Here is an 18006-nt window from a genome sequence, read left to right as displayed (position 1 = left end):
GATGGCCCTTTTGAACTTCAAGAAGCGCAGCGCGCCCGCGCATGCCACGCCCCCTGCCGCCGTCGAGGCGTTGCTCAAGGACTATTCGATCGAGGTCATGCCGCGCACGGCCGAAAAGGTCGACAATTTCCGCGATCTGCTGCCCGAGGGCACGCGCGTCTACATCGCCCATATCGAGGGCACGCCGATCGAGGATATGGTCGCCACGGCCAAACGTCTGGCGACGGACGGCTATCCGGTCATGCCGCATTTTCCTGCGCGTATCATCAAGGACCGCGCGATGCTGGCCGACTGGATCGCGCGCTATCAGGGCGAGGCGGGTGTCGATCAGGCGCTGGTGCTTGCGGGCGGCGTCTCGGAGCCGCACGGAGACTTTGACAGCTCGATGCAGCTGCTGGAGACCGGCGAGTTCGGCAAGGCGGGGTTCAAGCGTCTGCACGTCGCCGGGCATCCCGAAGGCAACCGCGATATCGACCCGTCGGGCGGCATGGACAATGTCAGCGCCGCGCTCAAGTGGAAGCAGGCGTTTTCGGAAAGCTCGGACGCCGAGATGGCGCTGGCCACGCAGTTTGCCTTCGAGGCGGGCCCGATCATCGAATGGGCCGACAGCCTCAAGGCCAATGGCATCGACCTGCCAATCCACATCGGCATCGCCGGCCCGGCCAAGCTTCAGACGCTTATCAAGTTCGCCATCGCCTGCGGCGTCGGCCCATCGCTGAAGGTGCTGCAAAAGCGCGCGATGGACGTGACCAAGCTGCTGCTGCCCTATGAGCCGAACGATATCATCAACCAGCTTGCCGCGCACAAGGCGGCTCACCCCGACTTCAACATCACCAACGTGCATTTCTTTCCCTTGGGCGGTATCAAGGCGAATGCGACATGGGCAATCGAGAACGGTGGCGCCTCGGGCGTGCCCGCCTCGGCCCAGTAATTCACAGATTAAGGACCGAACATGACCCGCACTATCGTCGAGAGCAAAACGAAAACCGCCGTCATCGGCTTTGACGAGCCCTTTTGCGTCATCGGCGAGCGCATCAACCCGACCGGCCGCAAGAAACTGGCGGCCGAACTGGAAGCCGGAGATTTCTCGACCGTCGAGCTGGACGCCGTCGCACAGGCCAACGCAGGCGCGACCGTGCTCGATATCAATGCGGGCGTGGTCTACAACTCCAACCCCAACCCGAACGAGACCGAACCGCCGCTGATGACCAAGATCATCCAGATGGTGCAAAATCTGGTCGATCTGCCGCTCTGCGTCGACAGTTCGGTTCCTGCCGCACTGGAGGCCGGGCTCAAGGCCGCCGAGGGGCGCCCCCTACTCAATTCGGTCACGGGCGAGGAGGATCGCCTGGAATACGTGCTGCCGCTGGTCAAGAAATACAACGTGCCCGTCGTGGCCATCTCGAACGACGATACCGGTATTTCCGAGGATCCCGATGTGCGCTTTGAAGTGGCCAAGAAAATCGTGCAGCGTGCAGCCGATTTCGGCATCCCGGCCCATGACATCGTGGTCGATCCGCTGGTCATGCCGATTGGCGCGATGGGCACGGCGGGCCTGCAGGTCTTTGCCCTCGTGCGCCGGCTGCGCGAAGAGTTGGGCGTCAACACCACCTGCGGCGCCTCCAACATCAGCTTTGGCCTGCCCAATCGCCACGGCATCAACAACGCCTTCCTGCCCATGGCGATGGGCGCAGGGATGACGTCGGCCATCATGAATCCGGTCGCCCTGCCCGTCCCGGCCTCGAAAATTGCCGAAAAGCGCGCCGAAGTCGCCGCCACCGGCCTCGAGATCCCCGAGGACATGGATGACGAGACGTTCTGCAAGCTCTTTGGCCTTGGCAGCACCAAGCCGCGGCCCGGCTCGGAAATGGAGGCAATTCGCGCCGCCAACTTCCTGACCAACAATGATGCCCATGGCGGCGAATGGATTCGCTTCAACAAGCAGCCGCCCAAGGCCGGCGAGGAAGGCCGCGGACGCGCCGGCCGCGTCGGCGGGCGCCGCCGCCGCTGAGCGATCTGGCAAACCGATGACAAAGGCCCTGCAATCTGCGGGGCCTTTTTTCATGCGCTCTCATACGTGCTGTGTTGAATTCAGGCGGTTTTTCGCCGGAGAAATTCTAATCACTTCGACTTGACGGAAAAGTGTAGCAAAACGTTACAAGAGGCGCCGCCGCGGCATACCCGCAGAGCATCAAAGCGTCCAAGGCAGAGCAGTTGCAGGCAAACCCGATCACGAGGGACGACATGAAGACAAGCACGACCCGACCCGCCTTGCGCGCGGCGCCGTTTCTATGCGTTGCTGCCCTCGCCCTTTCGGCTTGCTCAGGCGCGCCCCGCATGGACGAGGCTCCCGATTTTGGCGGGATCGACCCGGTGCGCGAGGCAATGGCGCTGCGCGAGGCGGAGACCTTGCGCGCAAAGGGCCAGCGCGTCTGGTGCGTGCCCTTCGCCCGCAACGTGAGCGGCATCAACATTCGCGGCAATGCCCATACCTGGTGGGGCAAGGCCAAGGACGGCTTTGACCAGAGCCACAGACCCGTCGTCGGCGCCGTCATGTCCTTTCGCGCGACATCCTCGATGCCGCTGGGCCATGTCGCGGTCGTGTCGCAAGTCATTTCAGAAGATCGCATTCTCATCGACCATGCCAACTGGCACCGCGATCAGGTCAGTCAGGACATGGCCGTGATCGATGTCTCAGGCAAGGGCGACTGGTCTGCCGTCCGGGTCGAAACCAATCCCGATGCCTTCGGCAGCGTCTATCCGGTCAACGGCTTTATCCTGCCGCCCAAGGAGCGTGTGGCCGATCAAGGCTGAGCCCCCGGCTGAATGACCTGACATATAAGTGGCAGGGGGCCGGCGCGGCCCCCTTTTTCGCGGCGGGCGCCTGAAGCGCATCGGTCATTTTATGCCCGGCGCTCCGCCAAAATCTGTAAACGAGGTTTCTGGCCGAACGCCTTAGCGCAGCCGTTTGTTGATCTCGCCCACGATCCCCGAGCGAAAAGTCAGCACGCAGACGATGAAGAGTATCCCAAGAATGACCAGAAGCGGAAAGCCGCTGGTCGCGGTGTAATTCTGTATCGTGACAATCAGGCCCGCGCCCACTGTCGGACCCGCAAAGGTGCCGACGCCGCCCAGCAGGGACATCAGGATCACCTCGCCCGACATTTGCCTCGCCACATCCGTCAGCGTCGCGATCTGAAAGACCAGCGCCTTGGTTGCGCCCGCCAGCACGGCCAGCGTTGCCGATATAACGAAAGCGCCCAGCTTGTAGCGATCTGCGCGATAGCCCAGTGAAACCGCGCGCGTCTCGTTCTCGCGCAGGGCCAGCAGGACCTGACCGAAGGGCGAATGGATCACGCGCCAGATGATGGCCATCCCAATCAGGAACACCGGCCAGAGTGATGCGGCCCGAAGTGGGTGTGTGAAACTTGGTCATCAAGCCAAACACGGTGGATTTGCCAGCCCCGTTGGGCCCGATCAGCGCGTGGATCGTGCCCTGCCGGATTGTCAGATCCAGATCGTCGACGGCATGAAACCCGCCAAAAGCCTTGGTCAGCCCCCGCGCGGGCAGCACAGCGTCCGGATCAGGTGCCGCCTGCGCGGCCACGGCGCTCATGATGGCACGGTCTCGGCAAGCGAGGGATGATGCGCGTTGCGCGCCCGCCACGCATCAAGCGCCGGGATGTCCGGGCGCCAGTCAGCCTTGGGAAAGCGGAAATCCACATAATCGAGTGCATTGGCAGCAGAAATTTCGGCGATGCCCATATGTCGGTCGCTCAGATCCCCGGCCAGTGACTCAAGCTGGGTCAATCCGTTCATCATCGACGCATAGCGGCGGCGTGCGACGGGATGGCTGTCATACTCTGTCGCGGCCAGATCGTCCGAGACGATCTTGCGCCCGATGATGACATGCACGGCTGCCTCGGTGATACCCCACGCGCGCCCGGCAATCTCATATTGCACCGGCGAGATCGCCTTGAGGTGCGAGCCCTCCGGCGCGCGCTTTGCCGCATAATCGGCAATCAACATTGCCTCGGTCATGACCGTCCCGTCATCCAGGATCAGTGTCGGCACCCGGCGGGCGGGATTGGCGGCAACCAGCTGCTCAGGGTCGGCCCAAGGGTTCAGGATATCCAGATCGAACGCTTCGCCCGCCTCGATCAGCATGGCATGGGCCAGCCGTGCGTAAGGCGATGTGGCGCTTTTCATCAGCTTCATGGGAAAATGCCTCCGCTATGTTGCCGGTCAGGCGGCGCCCGCGCCCGTGCAGGCGCCGCCCGCCGACAAGAGCGCCGAGGCCAGATCGTTGGTGTTGAGCGGATGCACCGTCTCGCCCACGACTTTGCCGCCCGCATCCTCGACCGCCTCGGTCGCATCCTTGGCAAGACCGTGGCCAAAGACGTAGTCGGCCGTCAGAAGATACCAGCTGTCACCGCCCCCCTCGACCACCGCGCCCGCGACGCCGCGCGCCAGTTCGCGCGTCGTTGGCGTCCATTGCACCGCGTAGGGCGAGCATTGATCGCCCACAAAATTCGGCGCCTCGATTTGACGGGATCGGCCCTCGAGTTATTTACCCGCGCGCTGGGTGCTTTGCCCTGATACCGCGCCCGAAGCGGAGGCAGCGCAAAGAAAAACCGGGGCGAAAATCGCCCCGGCTCTTGTCTCGCAGGTATGGCCAGCCAAACCGGCGCCCCCCGGTTGCTGCTTTGGCGGCGCTCGCTTCTCAGCTACAGCCGCTGGTTCCGCCGCAGGTGTTGCACTTCATGCAGGTGCCGTTGCGCACCAGTGTGTAGTTGCCGCAGTCACCGCAGGCCTCTCCCTCGTAGCCCTGCATCTTGGCCTTGGTGCGGGCGTCCATTGACATCGCACCCGTGGTGACGGTGGTGCTGGCGACATGCGCCGTGGCCGCCATCGCCGGGCCGCTTGCCGTTTCGGGCACGAGCGTTTGCAGCGAGCTGACCGGATCGCCGGAGGGCGCAAAGGCCTGACCGCCGTTCAGCACATACAGCTCCTGAGGCAGACGCTTGCGCAGATACCCGGTCGAGCTGATCTGCTTGAGCACTTCGAGGGATTTGCTGGCCGCGGCCTCGCTCATCTCGCTGATGTTGCTCACGCCTTCCTCTTCGCCCCGACCCAGATCGTCAAAGCTGTGGCCCGAGGGTTTCACATGCGCCAGATCGGTCCGGTCGAGATAGCTGACCGCCAGCTCGCGGAAGATGTAGTCGAGGATCGAGGTCGCGTTCTTGATGCTGTCATTGCCCTGCACCATGCCCGACGGCTCGAACTTGGTGAAGGTGAAGGCATCGACGAATTCCTCCAACGGCACGCCATATTGCAGGCCGACCGACACGGCGATGGCGAAATTGTTCATCATCGCGCGGAAGCCTGCCCCTTCCTTGTGCATGTCGATGAAGATCTCGCCCAGCTGACCATCGGCGTATTCGCCGGTGCGCAAATACACCTTGTGCCCGCCGATCACGGCCTTCTGGGTATATCCCTTGCGACGCTCGGGCATCTTTTCGCGGTGCGACTTGTGAATTTCCTTGATGATGATCTTCTCAACGATCTTTTCGGCAAGGGTGGCGGCCTTTTCGTGGTTCGATCCGCTTTCGAGGATCTCTGCCGCGTCGTCATCATCCTCAACGAGGGCCGATGCCAGAGGCTGACTGAGTTTGGAGCCATCGCGGTAGAGCGCGTTGGCCTTGACCCCGAGCGACCAGCTCAGCTCATATGCCTTCTGGCAATCCTCGATCGTGGCGTCATTGGCCATGTTGATCGTCTTGGAGATTGCGCCCGAGATGAAGGACTGCGCGGCGGCCATCATCGTGATGTGGCTGTTCACGCTGAGATAGCGCTTGCCACGCTTGCCGCAGGGGTTTGCGCAGTCGAAGACGCTGTAGTGATCGGGCTTGAGAAAGGGTGCGCCCTCAAGGGTCATGGTGCCGCAGACGTGATCATTGGCCGCCTCGATATCCTTCTTGCTGTAGCCCAGATGCGCCAAGAGGTCGAAAGCCGGATCGTTCAGCTTGGCCTCGGGGATGCCCAGCACATTGGTGCAGAACTCGGCGCCCAGCGTCCACTGGTTAAAGACGAAACGGATGTCGAAGGCCGACCCCAGCGCCGCGTCCACCTTGGCCAGCTCATTGGGGCCAAAGCCGTGACCGACGAGCGAGGTGTGGTTGATGCCGGGTGCGTTCCCGAGGGTGCCGTGACCAACGGCATAGCTGATGATCTCTTCGATCTGTGCGCTGCCATAGCCCAGCATTTCAAGGGCGGCGGGCACCGACTGGTTGATGATCTTGAAGTAGCCGCCACCGGCCAGCTTCTTGAACTTCACGAGGGCAAAGTCAGGCTCGATCCCGGTCGTGTCGCAATCCATGACAAGGCCGATCGTGCCGGTGGGCGCGATGACGGTGGATTGCGCGTTGCGATAGCCGTGCTTCTCCCCAAGGCTCAGCGCCTCGTCCCAGGTGGACATGGCCAGCTCGACAAGGCGGCTGTCAGGGCAACCGGCGATGTCCAGGGGCACGGGCTTGACGTCAAGCGCCTCATAGCCGTCGGTCTTGCCATAGGCGGCATTGCGGTGGTTCCGCATGACGCGCAGCATGTGCTCGGCGTTCCGCTTGTAACCGGCAAAGGGGCCCAGCTCGCCCGCCATTTCAGCAGACGTGGCATAGGCAACGCCCGTCATGATCGCGCTCAGCGCACCGCAAAGGGCGCGGCCCTCGACGCTGTCATACCCCAGACCCATGTTCATCAGCAGGCCGCCGATGTTGGCATAGCCAAGGCCAAGCGTGCGGAAGTCAAAGCTGCGCTGCGCGATTTCCTTGGACGGGAACTGCGCCATTGTCACGCTGATTTCCAGCGTCACGGTCCAGAGACGCGAGGCGTGCATATAGCCCTCGGCGTCGAAACGGCCGTCATCGTAGAACTTCAGCAGGTTCATCGACGCGAGGTTGCAGGCGGTATCGTCGAGAAACATGTATTCCGAACAGGGGTTCGATCCGCGGATCTCGCCATCTTCGGGGCATGTGTGCCACGCGTTGACCGTGTCGTGATACTGGATGCCCGGATCGGCGCAGGCCCATGCGGCGTGGCCCACGTCCTCCCAGAGGTCACGTGCCTTGATCGTCTTGGCCGTGGACCCATCAGTGCGGTTGATCAGCGCCCAGTCGGCATCGTCCTTGACCGCCTTGAGGAAGGCATCGGTGACGCGGATCGAGTTGTTCGAGTTCTGCCCCGAGACGGAAGCATAAGCCTCACTATCCCAATCGGTGTCATAGGTCGGAAACTCGATGCTCTCATAGCCTTGCTTGGCATAGTCCAGCACGCGCTTGACGTAGGTTTCGGGGATCGCGCATTTCTTGGCGCCGCGAATGGCATCCTTGAGTTGGGGATTGACCTTGGGGTCGACCGAATCCTCTAGGCTGCCATCCCAGGCGCGGATCGCGGCAAAGATGTCGTTCAGCTTTTCTTCGTGCATCTTGGAGCCGGCGACGATACTGGCGACCTTCTGCTCTTCCTTGACCTTCCAGTTGATGAATTCCTCGATGTCGGGATGGTCGGCATCGCAGATCACCATCTTGGCCGCGCGGCGCGTGGTGCCGCCCGACTTGATCGCACCCGCCGCGCGGTCACCGATCTTCAGGAAGCCCATCAGGCCCGACGACTTGCCGCCACCCGACAGCGGCTCGTTCGCAGCGCGCAGGGACGAGAAGTTCGTGCCGGTGCCCGAGCCATATTTGAACAGGCGCGCCTCACGGACCCAGAGATCCATGATACCGCCATCACCCACAAGATCATCCTTGACCGATTGGATAAAGCAGGCATGCGGCTGCGGATGCTCGTATGCGGAGGTCGATTTGGTCAGCTTGCCGGATTTGTAATCGACATAGTAATGCCCCTGCCCCGGACCATCGATGCCGTAGGCCCAGTGCAGACCGGTGTTGAACCACTGCGGGCTGTTGGGCGCGCCCATCTGGCGGGCCAACATCACGCGCATCTCGTCAAAATAGGCCTGCGCGTCGGCCTCGGTGGTGAAATAGCCACCCTTCCAACCCCAATAGGCCCAAGCACCGGCAAGGCGGTCAAACACCTGCTTGGCGCTCGTCTCGCCGGTGGTCTCGACATTGTCGCCATCGGGGACGGACCGCCACAGGAACTCGGGCACACCCTTTTCCTTGACGCGCTTGAGGCGCACGGGAACGCCTGCCTTGCGGAAATATTTCTGGGCGATGACGTCGCTGGCGACCTGGCTCCAGCCCGAGGGCACTTCGACATTGTCCAACTTGAAGACCGAACTGCCGTTGGGATTGCGGATCTCCGAGGAAGTCACTGTGAACTCCAGATCTGCGTATGCGTCCTGCCCGGCCTTCGTGAACTTTCTGTCGATTTTCATGTCGCTGCCTCTCGCCCCGCGTGGGTGCATTTGTGTGGATGATCGCCCAGCCACGCCGTTCCGCGCCGGGCCTCTCAGTCGTCAGGAACATCCCACGCAGCGCCTGCGAACACCCCTGGTGCACGCCTGCCTAGCCTTGAATTCCGGCAGCTGTTGTGACTGTTCCGCGCCAGCCCGAACACACTACATATTGTGGGTGCGCTAGGCGGCCTGCACAACCTGACGCATTGGCACCTATACAGTCAATCTCAAATTTACCCAAAATTCATCTCTTTCCCGTTGACCTTTCGGCCATCATGCGGCGGCCCATCCGGGCATCCGACTCATGCGCCGATTCATGCACAGCATATCCACAGGCGGCACGAGATCGGGCACGGCGCCGCCAGCCTTTCAAATCCATTTGTTTTAATATGGTTTAGCGCGCGAGGCTGAGACAGAGCATCAAGGTTATCCCGCCCTGTGTCTGGATGTGGGCGCAGTGCAGGCCGGCGGCGCACATGGCGCGGCAGTCGGAAAAAACTTTTCCACCCCTGCGCCGACCGATGCATCCGCGCCACAGGCAAGCGCGCAGACGCGTGCCATCGCCTTGGCAAACCGTAGCGACGGAACGCAAACATGATGTTGAGAGAATATGGTCGGGGAGGCAGGATTCGAACCTACGACCCCCTGTACCCAAAACAGGTGCGCTACCAGACTGCGCCACACCCCGAACCATGGGCGAGCAATACGCAGAAACTTGACCGTTGAAAAGCCCGAATACGGGCAATCAGCACGACGCGCGCCAAGAATTGCGCATCAAACCCGTAAGATCAGCAGGTCCAGGCGGCGCGCTCGGCCGCAAACGACGGATGCCGCAGCTGCGAGCCCTCCGCGATTCCCAGCCGCTCGGCCAAACCGCCGTTGATTTCGAGCACGGCCTTGATGTCATCCCCGCCCATTATGGGCGTCAGATCGCCCGGAACCGCGTTGGAATGAACGCGCGCGACCGTCCCGGTCGCGTCAAGAAAGATCATATCAAGCGGGATGAGTGTGTTCTTCATCCAGAAGCCGACGGTGCGCGTGTCGGGATAGACAAACAGCATTCCCGCAGATTGCGGAAGCGATTCGCGAAACATCAGACCTTGCGCGCGCGTCTCTGCATCGTCGGCCAGTTCGATCGCAAAGCGGGCCTGCCCCCAATCGCCGCGCAGATGCACGGTATCGAGGCTGCACTCTTCGGCCGCAAGAACAGGACCGCTGAGCGCCAGCGCGAGCACGATTGCCAGAAGCCTCATTTTACAGCGCTCTCCCAGCCGTTCACCTCGGCCGCCATGCGGCCTCTCTTGCCCTCGATGACCCGCATCGCCAGCGCCTCGCCCGGCTGAAGATCGGCCAGACCCGCGCGGCGCAGCACCTCGATGTGCACGAAGATGTCCCGATTGTCGCCGAACGCATTGGCAAAGCCGAAGCCCTTTGCCTTGTCGAACCATTTGACACGCGCAGGCAGCAGCGGCGCATTATGAAATACATCGGCGTCGATCTCTTCGAAATCGGCAAGCGCCGGCATCTGTCCGGTCTTGGGTGGCACGATGCCATGTACCGCAGTCGCCTGAACGCCCCGTGCCGTGACCTGCACATCAAGATCGACGATCGCCGCATCCGCCACCGAGCTTTGTCCGAACGAGCGTAGCACGTTGGCGTGCAGCAGGATGTCGTCCCCGCCGTCATCCGCCAGGACAAAGCCAAACCCGCGCACAGGGTCGAACCATTTGACGCGACCCTGAACGCGGCGCGTGCCCGCATCCTGCGATGCGGCGGCATGCGCCGCTTGGCTCTGGCTTATGTCAAACATGCCCACCTATGCTATACCTCTCGCTCATTAAGCTGAAATTGTACCGCTTTCGCATTCCTGCGTCTACGCCCGATGCATCTTATTACACGCATAACGTGTATATTGCGCAAGAGGTTGCCGCAAGCCGTGATGCGAACGGCGTTATTTCGCCAAAAATCGCTATATTCGACCGCAGAGCACCAAATCAACTATTGTTTACGCCACAGAGTGCGGCGGCTTTAATCAACCTAAGAGGGTGCCGCAAACCTGAACCACAGCTTTGGGGCAGAGCGCTGCGCACGATTTAACCGATGACAATAATGGCGTGACGCCTCAAGGGTTCAGTCGCGTAACCTCCCAAGGAGCGCTGGCATCTGCGCGGCGCCAGACGAAACGGTCGTGGAGGCGATAATCACCATCGGCCCAGAATTCGATTTCGACCGGTGTGATCTTGAAGCCGCCCCAAAACGGCGGGCGCGGCGGATTGATCCCGTGCCGGGCCGAAACCTTGGCGACCTCCGCCATCAGCGCACCTCGGCTGGACAGCGGGCGCGACTGCTGCGATGCCCAGGCGCCCAGCCTGCTCTTGAGCGAGCGCGACGCATAATAGGCATCCGCCTCGGGGCCATCCTGCCGGGTAACCGGGCCGCGCACGCGGATCTGGCGCCGCAGAGTCTTCCAGTGCATGACGAACCCGGCCTTGCCGCTGGCGGCCAGTTCCTTGCCCTTTGCACTTTCGTAGTTTGTGTAAAAGACAAAGCCGTCTTCCGAGATTTCCTTGAGCAAAACCATGCGCATGTTGGGCATTCCGTCCGGGTCGACCGTCGCCAGTGCGATGGCATTTGGATCGTTCGGCTCGCTCGCCTCGGCCTCCGACAGCCAACTGCGTGCGATCACAAAGGGATCGTCTCCGGCGAATTTCCCGTCTCGTTCGGCCATGTCAGTCCCTCTTCGAAATTGCGCGTCACGCGCCGTCCTATGCCCCAGCCCGCGCGGCATTTCCAGCGCCAAGCGCCCATGCCCCGGAACGGCGACCCTTGATGCACCCCTGCCAATCGCCTAAAGGATTGGCACTAATAGTCAGTTGGGTCAGGATCGGGACATGTCAAACACTCTTATGGCGGGCAAGCGCGGGTTGATTATGGGCCTTGCCAATGACAAGTCCATCGCGTGGGGCATCGCCCAGGCCTGCGCCGATGCGGGCGCCGAACTGGCCTTTACGTACATGGGCGACGCGTTCAAGAAACGGGTTGAGCCGCTGGCCAGATCGCTTGGCTCCGAAGTGATGATCAACTGCAACGTCTCCGACCCGGCCTCGATCGACGCGGCCTTCGCCGAGATCGAGCGTGTCTGGGGCAAGATCGACTTTCTGGTCCATGCCATCGGCTTTTCCGACAAGAACGAGCTGCGCGGGCGCTACATCGACACCAGCCGTCAGAACTTTCTCGATACAATGGATGTGTCCTGCTACAGCTTTACTGCCGTTGCCAAGCGCGCGGAAAAGCTGATGGGCCCCGGCGGCTCGATGCTGACGCTGACCTATTACGGCGCCGAGCAGGTAATGCCGCATTATAACGTCATGGGCATCGCCAAGGCCGCGCTTGAGGCGTCGGTCAAGTATCTCGCCGAGGATCTGGGCAAGGACGGCATCCGCGTCAACGCCATTTCGGCCGGCCCGATCAAGACGCTGGCCGCGTCCGGCATCGGCGATTTCCGCTATATCCTCAAGTGGAACGAGCTGAACTCGCCCCTGCGCCGCAACGTGACCATCGACGATGTCGGCAAGGCCGCGCTCTTTCTGCTCAGCGATCTGGGCAGCGGGACCACGGGCGAGAACCTGCATGTCGATGCAGGGTATCACGTGGTCGGCATGAAAGCCGTCGATGCCCCTGACATCGACAATACTTGAGGATTGGTTCCTTCAGCCGCTTCGGCACTGAAGATCAGGCGCGCCGCGTTAAGCGTTTCAACCGGAGTATCCATGTACGAGCCCCTGCCCCACGAAAAAGGCTTTCATGTCAGCTGGGATCAGCTGCACCGCGATGCGCGCGCGCTTGCGTGGCGTCTGGATGGCAAGGGACCGGATGACGGTGCATGGCGCGCTGTCGTTGCCATCACTCGCGGCGGCATGGCCCCCGCGATGATCGTCGCACGCGAGCTGGATGTCCGGACGGTCGATACGATCAGCGTCAAGAGCTATGATCACCAGACCCAAGGCGCGGCCCAGATCCTGAAATCACCTGATATGCAGATCGTCGGGGATGGCACTGGCGTGCTGGTGATTGACGATCTGGTGGATACGGGCCGCACCCTCGATGTCGTGCGCGCCCATATGCCCAACGCCCATATCGCCACGGTCTATGCCAAGCCGATGGCCAAGGATCGCGTCCAGACCTTCGTGACCGAAGTCAGCCAGGACACCTGGATCTTCTTTCCCTGGGATCTGGCCCTGCAATACGTCCAGCCCTATCGCGGCAAATGAAGGAGACACGCCACATGAGCCGCACAAGACAAAGTTTCGCCCCGCCCGTTATGGAGGCCCGCCGGTGGCTGGCGGGTGTAGATTTCCCGCCCGAGCGCCCTTTGATCAACGTGAGCCAGGCCGCCCCCGTCGAGGTGCCGCCCGAAGGGCTGCGCCGCGCGATGGCCGAGGCGTCGATGGATTTGGCCGACGCGCATCTTTATGGTGCGGTTCTTGGCCGCGACGATCTGCGCGCCGAGGTGGCCAACCAGTGGAGCGCGGCCTACGGCGGCACCATCGGCGCGGAGAATGTCGCCATCACATCGGGCTGCAATCAGGCGTTTTGCGCCGCGCTTGCCACGCTGTGCGATGAAGGCGACGAGGTGATCCTGCCCACCCCTTGGTATTTCAACCATAAAATGTGGTGCGACATGACAGGTGTGCGCACCCTGCCCCTGCCCGTGCGCGAGGGTCTGCTGCCCGACCCCGATGAGGCCGCGGCGCTGATTACACCGCGCACCCGCGCGATCGTGCTGGTCACACCCAACAATCCCGGCGGGGTGGAATATCCGAGCGACCTCCTGCGCGCCTTCTTCGATCTGGCGCGCGCGCACGACATCGCCCTCGTTGTCGATGAAACCTACCGCGATTTCGACGCGCGCACAGGTGCGCCCCATGACCTTTTCACCGACCCCGATTGGGACGACACGCTGATCCAGCTTTATTCGTTCTCAAAGGCCTATCGCCTGACCGGACACCGCGTCGGCGCCATGGTGACCTCGCCCGCGCGGTTGGACGAGGCCGAGAAATTCCTTGACTGCGTTGCCATCTGCCCCAATCAGCTGGGCCAGATCGGCGCGCTCTGGGGAATGCAGAACCTCGCCCAGTGGCTTGCAGGCGAGCGGGCCGAGATCCTTGACCGGCGCGCGGCGATTGCCGAGCAGATGCCGAAACTGGTGGCGCAGGGGTGGGAGCTCAAGGGCGTTGGCGCCTATTTCGCCTATCTCGCGCATCCCTTTGCCGAAGGCTCGGACGTGCTGGCGCCGCGCCTTGTGCGCGATGCGGGGGTGCTGACCCTGCCTGGCACGATGTTTACACCCGCGGCAGACCCCTCGGGCGCGCGGCATTTCCGCATCGCCTTTGCCAATGTCGACCGCAGCGGCATCGAAACGCTGTTCGCGCGTCTGGCGTCCCTTGGCGGGCCGGGCTGGCCCCTTGCCCCTGATGGCCCGAGCGCATAGACAAACGGGATCACGATCACGCACCCCCGAGACCGACAAAGGCGCCCCAAACATGCGATCCAACAGCATTTCCAAATCCGCAATGTGGGTCCTCATGGGCCTCTTGATCCTTGGCCTCGGCGGCTTTGGCGTGACCAATCTGGGCGGCGGTGTCACCCGCATCGGCTCGGTCGGGGATACCCCGCTCGATATTGACGACTACTCCCGCGCTCTGCGCCAGGAGGTCAACGCCGCCGTGGCCGAGACAGGCGAGCCGCTGCCCTTTTCCGAGGCTCAGGCACAGGGCATACCCGACCGCGTGCTGTCGCGCCTTGTCTCGCAAGCCGCGCTCGAGGATGAGGCGGCGCGCATCGGTATATCCGTCGGTGATGAGACGCTGGCCCGCCAGATCATGGAGATTCCCGGCTTCCAAGGCGTGGATGGCCAGTTCGACCGCGAGGGCTATCGTTTCGCACTGGAACGCGCGGGTCTGAGCGAGGGCGCCTTTGAAGAGGATGTGCGCGCCGAAACCGCCAGCACGCTGGTGCAGGGCGCCGTCATCGCAGGCGTCAGCACGCCCGAGGCCTATACGGATGCCCTGCTGAACTACATCGCCGAAGAGCGCGACGTGACCTTCGCCGCGCTGGCGCGCAGCGATCTGAGCAGCGGCCTGCCGGTGCCTACGGATGAGGATCTGGAAACCTATTATCAGGCCAACATCCCCCAGTTCACGCAGCCCGAGACCCATGCCATCACCTATGCCTGGCTCACGCCCGAAATGATCATCGACGATGTCGAGGTCGATGAGGCCTCCCTGCGCGAGGCCTATGCCGACCGCGAGGAAGAGTTCAACCAGCCCGAGCGCCGACTGGTCGAGCGTCTGGTCTATTCCGATGAGGCCGCCGCCGAGGCCGCACGCGCCGAGCTGGATGCGGGCGAGGCCACCTATGACGATCTGGTCGAGGCGCGCGGGTTGACGCTTCAGGATGTCGATTTGGGCGATGTGGATATGGACAATCTGGGCTCTGCCGGAGAGGCCGTCTTTGGCGCGAGTTCAGGCGATGTCGTCGGCCCCGTCGAGACCGATCTTGGCCCCGCCCTCTTTCGCGTCAACGCAGTCCTGCAAGCACAGACCACTCCCTTTGAAGAGGCCGAAGGCCAGCTGCGCGACCTGCTGGCAGGCGACCGCGCCGCGCGCGTGATCGAGAGCCAGGTCGAAAGCACGAATGATCTGCTGGCCGGCGGCGCCACGATCGAAAACCTCGCGGCAGAGACGCAGATGCAGGGCGGCACGATCGACTGGCGCCCCGGTATGAGCGAAGGAATCGCAAGCTATTCCGCATTCCGTGACGCGGCCGAAGAGTTGCAGGAGGGCGATTTCCCCGAGATCATGAGCCTTGGCGATGGGGGCATCTTTGCCATGCGCCTGGACGAGATCATCGAGCCGGCGGTGCAGCCCTTTGAAGAGGTCCAGCAGGAAGTTGCCGCCGCATGGGCGCGCGAAGCACTGATCGAGGCGCTGCGCGAGCAGGCCGAGGATGTGGTTGCGCAACTCGAGGATGGTGCCAGCTTCGAAGAGGTCGGCCTGACGCCCCGCAGTGTCGAGAGCCTGACGCGCCAGGGCTCTGAGGCAGGCACACCGCCGGGCACGATCCCGACGATTTTCGAGATGACCGAGGGCGAAGTGCGCACTGTCGACGGCGACGCGCGCCTCTTCATCATCCGCCTCGATTCGGCTTCCGTGCCGCAGGCCGAGGGGGATGAACTGAACCGCATCCGCACCAGCCTTCAGGATTCGGCGGCAAACGACATCGCGCAGGACCTCTATCAGGCGCTGGCCGACGATATCCGCGCGCGGGCGGGCATCACGCTTGACCAGCAGGCAATCGCCGCCGTTCACGCCAACTTTCAGTAAGGACGTGCGCCCGTGGAGTTGACCCCCTCTTTCGATGCCTTCGCTGCGGGATATGACGCAGGGCAAAGCCAGCTGGTCTACACCAGGCTTGCCGCCGATCTGGATACGCCCGTCTCGCTGATGATGAAGCTGGCGGGCGCCGCCACGGACGCCTTCATGCTGGAATCGGTCACCGGCGGCGAGGTGCGCGGGCGCTATTCGATCATCGGGATGAAGCCCGATCTGGTCTGGCAGTGCCACGGCACCATCTCGCGCATCAACCGCGCCGCGCGCTTTGATCCTGATGCGTGGGAGGAGCAGACGGGCGACCCGCTGACAAACCTGCGCGCGCTTATTGCCGAAAGCCGAATTGATCTGCCCGAGGATCTGCCCGCCGCCAGTGCGGGCCTCTTTGGCTATCTCGGTTATGACATGATCCGGCTGGTCGAGCATCTGCCAAACGTCAATCCCGACCCCTTGGGCCTGCCCGATGCGCTGATGCTGCGTCCTTCGGTCATCGCCGTGCTCGACGGCGTCAAGGGCGAGGTGATCGTCGTTGCCCCCGCATGGCATGAGCCCGGCCAGACCGCCCGCGCCGCCCATGCGCGTGCTGCCGAGCGTGTGATGGATGCCGTGCGCGACCTCGATCGCGCCCTGCCGCAAAGCAGGGGCCTCGGCCAGGCCGCCGAGGATGGCGAGGCGGTGTCGAACTTCACGCGCGAGGATTACAAATCCGCCGTCGAAAAGGCCAAGGACTACATCAAGGCAGGGGATATCTTTCAGGTGGTGCCCAGCCAGCGCTGGACACAGCCCTTTGCCCAGCCGCCTTTCGCGCTCTACCGCAGCCTGCGGCGCACGAACCCCTCTCCCTTCATGTTCTATTTCAATTTTGGCGGGTTTCAGGTGATCGGCGCCAGCCCCGAAATCCTGGTGCGTGTTATGGACGGCGAGGTAACGATCCGCCCCATCGCAGGCACCCGGCCCCGCGGCGCCACACCCGAAGAGGATCGCGCCAACGAGGCCGACCTGATGGCCGACACCAAAGAGTTGGCCGAGCATCTGATGCTGCTCGATCTTGGGCGCAATGACACCGGGCGCGTCTGCAAGGTCGGCACCGTGCGCCCGACCGAGGAATTCATCATCGAGCGCTACAGCCACGTCATGCATATCGTCTCGAACGTGGTGGGCGAGCTGGCCGAGGATCAGGACGCGCTGAGTGCGCTTCTGGCGGGTCTTCCGGCTGGCACCGTCTCGGGCGCGCCCAAGGTCCGGGCGATGGAGATCATCGACGAGCTGGAGCCTGAAAAGCGCGGCGTCTATGGCGGCGGCGTGGGCTATTTCAGCGCGGGGGGCGACATGGATATCTGCATCGCCCTGCGCACCGCAGTGGTCAAGGATGCACAGCTCTACATCCAGGCGGGCGGCGGCGTGGTCTATGACAGCGATCCCGAGGCGGAATACATGGAGACGGTGCACAAATCCAACGCCATCCGCCGCGCCGCCGCAGACGCCAGCCGCTTTGGCGGCAGCGGCAACAGCTGATGCCGGCCGAATTTCGGCAGGACTTAGGGCATCTGCGCAAATGGCGCGCCTGATCCTCTTGAACAAGCCGCATGGCGTTCTGTCGCAGTTCACCGATGAGGGCAGCGGCCATCCGACCCTGGCCGATTATGTGAATGTGCCGGGCGTTTATCCGGCCGGGCGGCTTGACCGCGACAGCGAGGGCCTCTTGATCCTCACCGACGACGGGAAACTGCAGGCCCGCATCGCCGATCCCAAATTTAAGAAACCCAAGACCTATCTGGCCCAGGTCGAAGGTGTGCCGGATGACGCGGCGCTGGCGGCCCTTGCAAAGGGCGTCACGCTCAAGGACGGGCCGACGCAGCCCGCACGGGTCCGCCGGATCGAGCCGCCAGACCTTTGGCCGCGCGTGCCGCCCGTGCGCTATCGCAAATCAGTTCCCGACAGCTGGATCGAACTGACCATCACCGAGGGGCGCAACCGACAGGTGCGCCGGATGACCGCGTATGTGGGCCATCCCACCTTGCGCCTCGTGCGATGGCGTATCGGCGACTGGACGCTGGACGGCATTGCCCCCGGCCTGTGGCGCGACGCCTAACAGGCTGCTGAATAAGTCGGGCTTGAAGGACGTTGTTCCTGCCGCATGGATTTCAAGGCGGTTCTCTGTGGCATCGGCGGCGGACGCCCGGTTTGGGATGCTCC

The 18006-nt window shown here is 62.9% G+C and carries 15 protein-coding genes, 1 tRNA gene and 2 pseudogenes; 9 read left to right on the top strand and 9 right to left on the bottom strand.

Annotated features, from left to right (window positions below; all coding sequences use genetic code 11):
• Position 1 precedes the first annotated feature (1 nt).
• From V8352_RS05100 to V8352_RS05090, 3 genes are all read left to right on the top strand, one after another.
• Positions 2-931, top strand: coding sequence for a methylenetetrahydrofolate reductase (locus V8352_RS05100; protein ID WP_336423186.1), 930 nt, complete (start codon positions 2-4; stop codon positions 929-931).
• A 21-nt stretch (positions 932-952) separates the two neighbouring features.
• Positions 953-2011 carry a methyltetrahydrofolate cobalamin methyltransferase gene (locus V8352_RS05095; protein WP_336423185.1) on the top strand — a complete coding sequence of 353 codons (1059 nt, stop codon included), beginning with the start codon at positions 953-955 and terminating at the stop codon, positions 2009-2011.
• Positions 2012-2337: 326 nt separating this feature from the next.
• The gene (locus V8352_RS05090) at positions 2338-2814 is read left to right on the top strand and encodes a CHAP domain-containing protein (RefSeq protein ID WP_336423184.1); all 477 of its coding nucleotides are present in this window, start codon (positions 2338-2340) and stop codon (positions 2812-2814) included.
• 141 nt (positions 2815-2955) lie between these two features.
• Here the strand turns inward: V8352_RS05090 and V8352_RS05085 are convergent.
• The 9 genes and pseudogenes from V8352_RS05085 to pdxH form a co-directional block, all read right to left on the bottom strand.
• A pseudogene (locus tag V8352_RS05085) lies at positions 2956-3387 on the bottom strand (branched-chain amino acid ABC transporter permease); the annotation flags it as partial.
• Between the two features lie 58 nt (positions 3388-3445).
• Positions 3446-3616, bottom strand: a pseudogene (locus tag V8352_RS05080) (ATP-binding cassette domain-containing protein); the annotation flags it as partial.
• Positions 3613-4218 (bottom strand): glutathione S-transferase family protein, encoded by a 606-nt coding sequence (locus tag V8352_RS05075; protein ID WP_336423183.1) that lies wholly within the window; start codon positions 4216-4218, stop codon positions 3613-3615. The gene V8352_RS05075 and the pseudogene V8352_RS05080, both read right to left, overlap by 4 nt.
• Positions 4219-4245: 27 nt before the next feature.
• Positions 4246-4527: an ABC transporter substrate-binding protein gene (locus tag V8352_RS05070; protein ID WP_336423182.1), complete on the bottom strand. Its 282-nt coding sequence runs from the start codon at positions 4525-4527 to the stop codon at positions 4246-4248.
• 196 nt (positions 4528-4723) lie between these two features.
• Positions 4724-8398 (bottom strand): vitamin B12-dependent ribonucleotide reductase, encoded by a 3675-nt coding sequence (locus V8352_RS05065; protein WP_336423181.1) that lies wholly within the window; start codon positions 8396-8398, stop codon positions 4724-4726.
• Between the two features lie 632 nt (positions 8399-9030).
• Positions 9031-9107 (bottom strand) — tRNA-Pro (locus V8352_RS05060).
• 100 nt (positions 9108-9207) lie between these two features.
• On the bottom strand, positions 9208-9672 hold the full coding sequence (locus tag V8352_RS05055; protein WP_336423180.1) for a DUF192 domain-containing protein: 465 nt from the start codon (positions 9670-9672) through the stop codon (positions 9208-9210).
• Complete coding sequence (locus tag V8352_RS05050) at positions 9669-10229, bottom strand: cold-shock protein (protein WP_336423179.1); 561 nt, start codon at positions 10227-10229, stop codon at positions 9669-9671. The genes V8352_RS05055 and V8352_RS05050 overlap by 4 nt, the downstream gene beginning before the upstream one ends.
• A 312-nt stretch (positions 10230-10541) precedes the next feature.
• Complete coding sequence (gene pdxH, locus V8352_RS05045) at positions 10542-11207, bottom strand: pyridoxamine 5'-phosphate oxidase (RefSeq protein ID WP_336423303.1); 666 nt, start codon at positions 11205-11207, stop codon at positions 10542-10544.
• Between the two features lie 103 nt (positions 11208-11310).
• Between pdxH and fabI the strand changes: the two genes are divergently transcribed.
• The 6 genes from fabI (at position 11311) to V8352_RS05015 (ending at position 17902) form a co-directional block, all read left to right on the top strand.
• Positions 11311-12117: an enoyl-ACP reductase FabI gene (gene fabI, locus V8352_RS05040; RefSeq protein ID WP_336423178.1), complete on the top strand. Its 807-nt coding sequence runs from the start codon at positions 11311-11313 to the stop codon at positions 12115-12117.
• Between the two features lie 72 nt (positions 12118-12189).
• The gene (gpt, locus tag V8352_RS05035) at positions 12190-12690 is read left to right on the top strand and encodes a xanthine phosphoribosyltransferase (protein ID WP_336423177.1); all 501 of its coding nucleotides are present in this window, start codon (positions 12190-12192) and stop codon (positions 12688-12690) included.
• A 14-nt stretch (positions 12691-12704) separates the two neighbouring features.
• Positions 12705-13910 carry an aminotransferase gene (locus V8352_RS05030; RefSeq protein ID WP_336423176.1) on the top strand — a complete coding sequence of 402 codons (1206 nt, stop codon included), beginning with the start codon at positions 12705-12707 and terminating at the stop codon, positions 13908-13910.
• Between the two features lie 52 nt (positions 13911-13962).
• The gene (locus V8352_RS05025) at positions 13963-15804 is read left to right on the top strand and encodes a peptidyl-prolyl cis-trans isomerase (protein ID WP_336423175.1); all 1842 of its coding nucleotides are present in this window, start codon (positions 13963-13965) and stop codon (positions 15802-15804) included.
• Between the two features lie 12 nt (positions 15805-15816).
• Entirely contained in the window at positions 15817-17325 is a 1509-nt protein-coding gene (gene trpE, locus V8352_RS05020; RefSeq protein ID WP_336423174.1) for an anthranilate synthase component I, read from the top strand.
• 40 nt (positions 17326-17365) lie between these two features.
• Positions 17366-17902, top strand: coding sequence for a pseudouridine synthase (locus tag V8352_RS05015; RefSeq protein ID WP_336423173.1), 537 nt, complete (start codon positions 17366-17368; stop codon positions 17900-17902).
• Positions 17903-18006 lie beyond the last annotated feature (104 nt).

This window comes from Roseovarius sp. D0-M9 (assembly GCF_037083805.1).
Taxonomy (GTDB): domain Bacteria; phylum Pseudomonadota; class Alphaproteobacteria; order Rhodobacterales; family Rhodobacteraceae; genus Roseovarius.
This window is presented reverse-complemented; position numbering and strand designations above follow the sequence as displayed.

Coding starts and splice junctions, on each gene's coding strand:
- gpt (WP_336423177.1), top strand. CDS start 12,190: ATGTACGAGCCCCTGCCCCACGAAAAAGGCTTTCATGTCAGCTGGGAT.
- V8352_RS05065 (WP_336423181.1), bottom strand. CDS start 8,398: ATGAAAATCGACAGAAAGTTCACGAAGGCCGGGCAGGACGCATACGCA.
- V8352_RS05095 (WP_336423185.1), top strand. CDS start 953: ATGACCCGCACTATCGTCGAGAGCAAAACGAAAACCGCCGTCATCGGC.
- V8352_RS05090 (WP_336423184.1), top strand. CDS start 2,338: ATGGACGAGGCTCCCGATTTTGGCGGGATCGACCCGGTGCGCGAGGCA.
- V8352_RS05025 (WP_336423175.1), top strand. CDS start 13,963: ATGCGATCCAACAGCATTTCCAAATCCGCAATGTGGGTCCTCATGGGC.
- V8352_RS05100 (WP_336423186.1), top strand. CDS start 2: ATGGCCCTTTTGAACTTCAAGAAGCGCAGCGCGCCCGCGCATGCCACG.
- V8352_RS05050 (WP_336423179.1), bottom strand. CDS start 10,229: ATGTTTGACATAAGCCAGAGCCAAGCGGCGCATGCCGCCGCATCGCAG.
- V8352_RS05075 (WP_336423183.1), bottom strand. CDS start 4,218: ATGAAGCTGATGAAAAGCGCCACATCGCCTTACGCACGGCTGGCCCAT.
- V8352_RS05055 (WP_336423180.1), bottom strand. CDS start 9,672: ATGAGGCTTCTGGCAATCGTGCTCGCGCTGGCGCTCAGCGGTCCTGTT.
- pdxH (WP_336423303.1), bottom strand. CDS start 11,207: ATGCCGCGCGGGCTGGGGCATAGGACGGCGCGTGACGCGCAATTTCGA.
- V8352_RS05030 (WP_336423176.1), top strand. CDS start 12,705: ATGAGCCGCACAAGACAAAGTTTCGCCCCGCCCGTTATGGAGGCCCGC.
- fabI (WP_336423178.1), top strand. CDS start 11,311: ATGTCAAACACTCTTATGGCGGGCAAGCGCGGGTTGATTATGGGCCTT.
- V8352_RS05015 (WP_336423173.1), top strand. CDS start 17,366: ATGGCGCGCCTGATCCTCTTGAACAAGCCGCATGGCGTTCTGTCGCAG.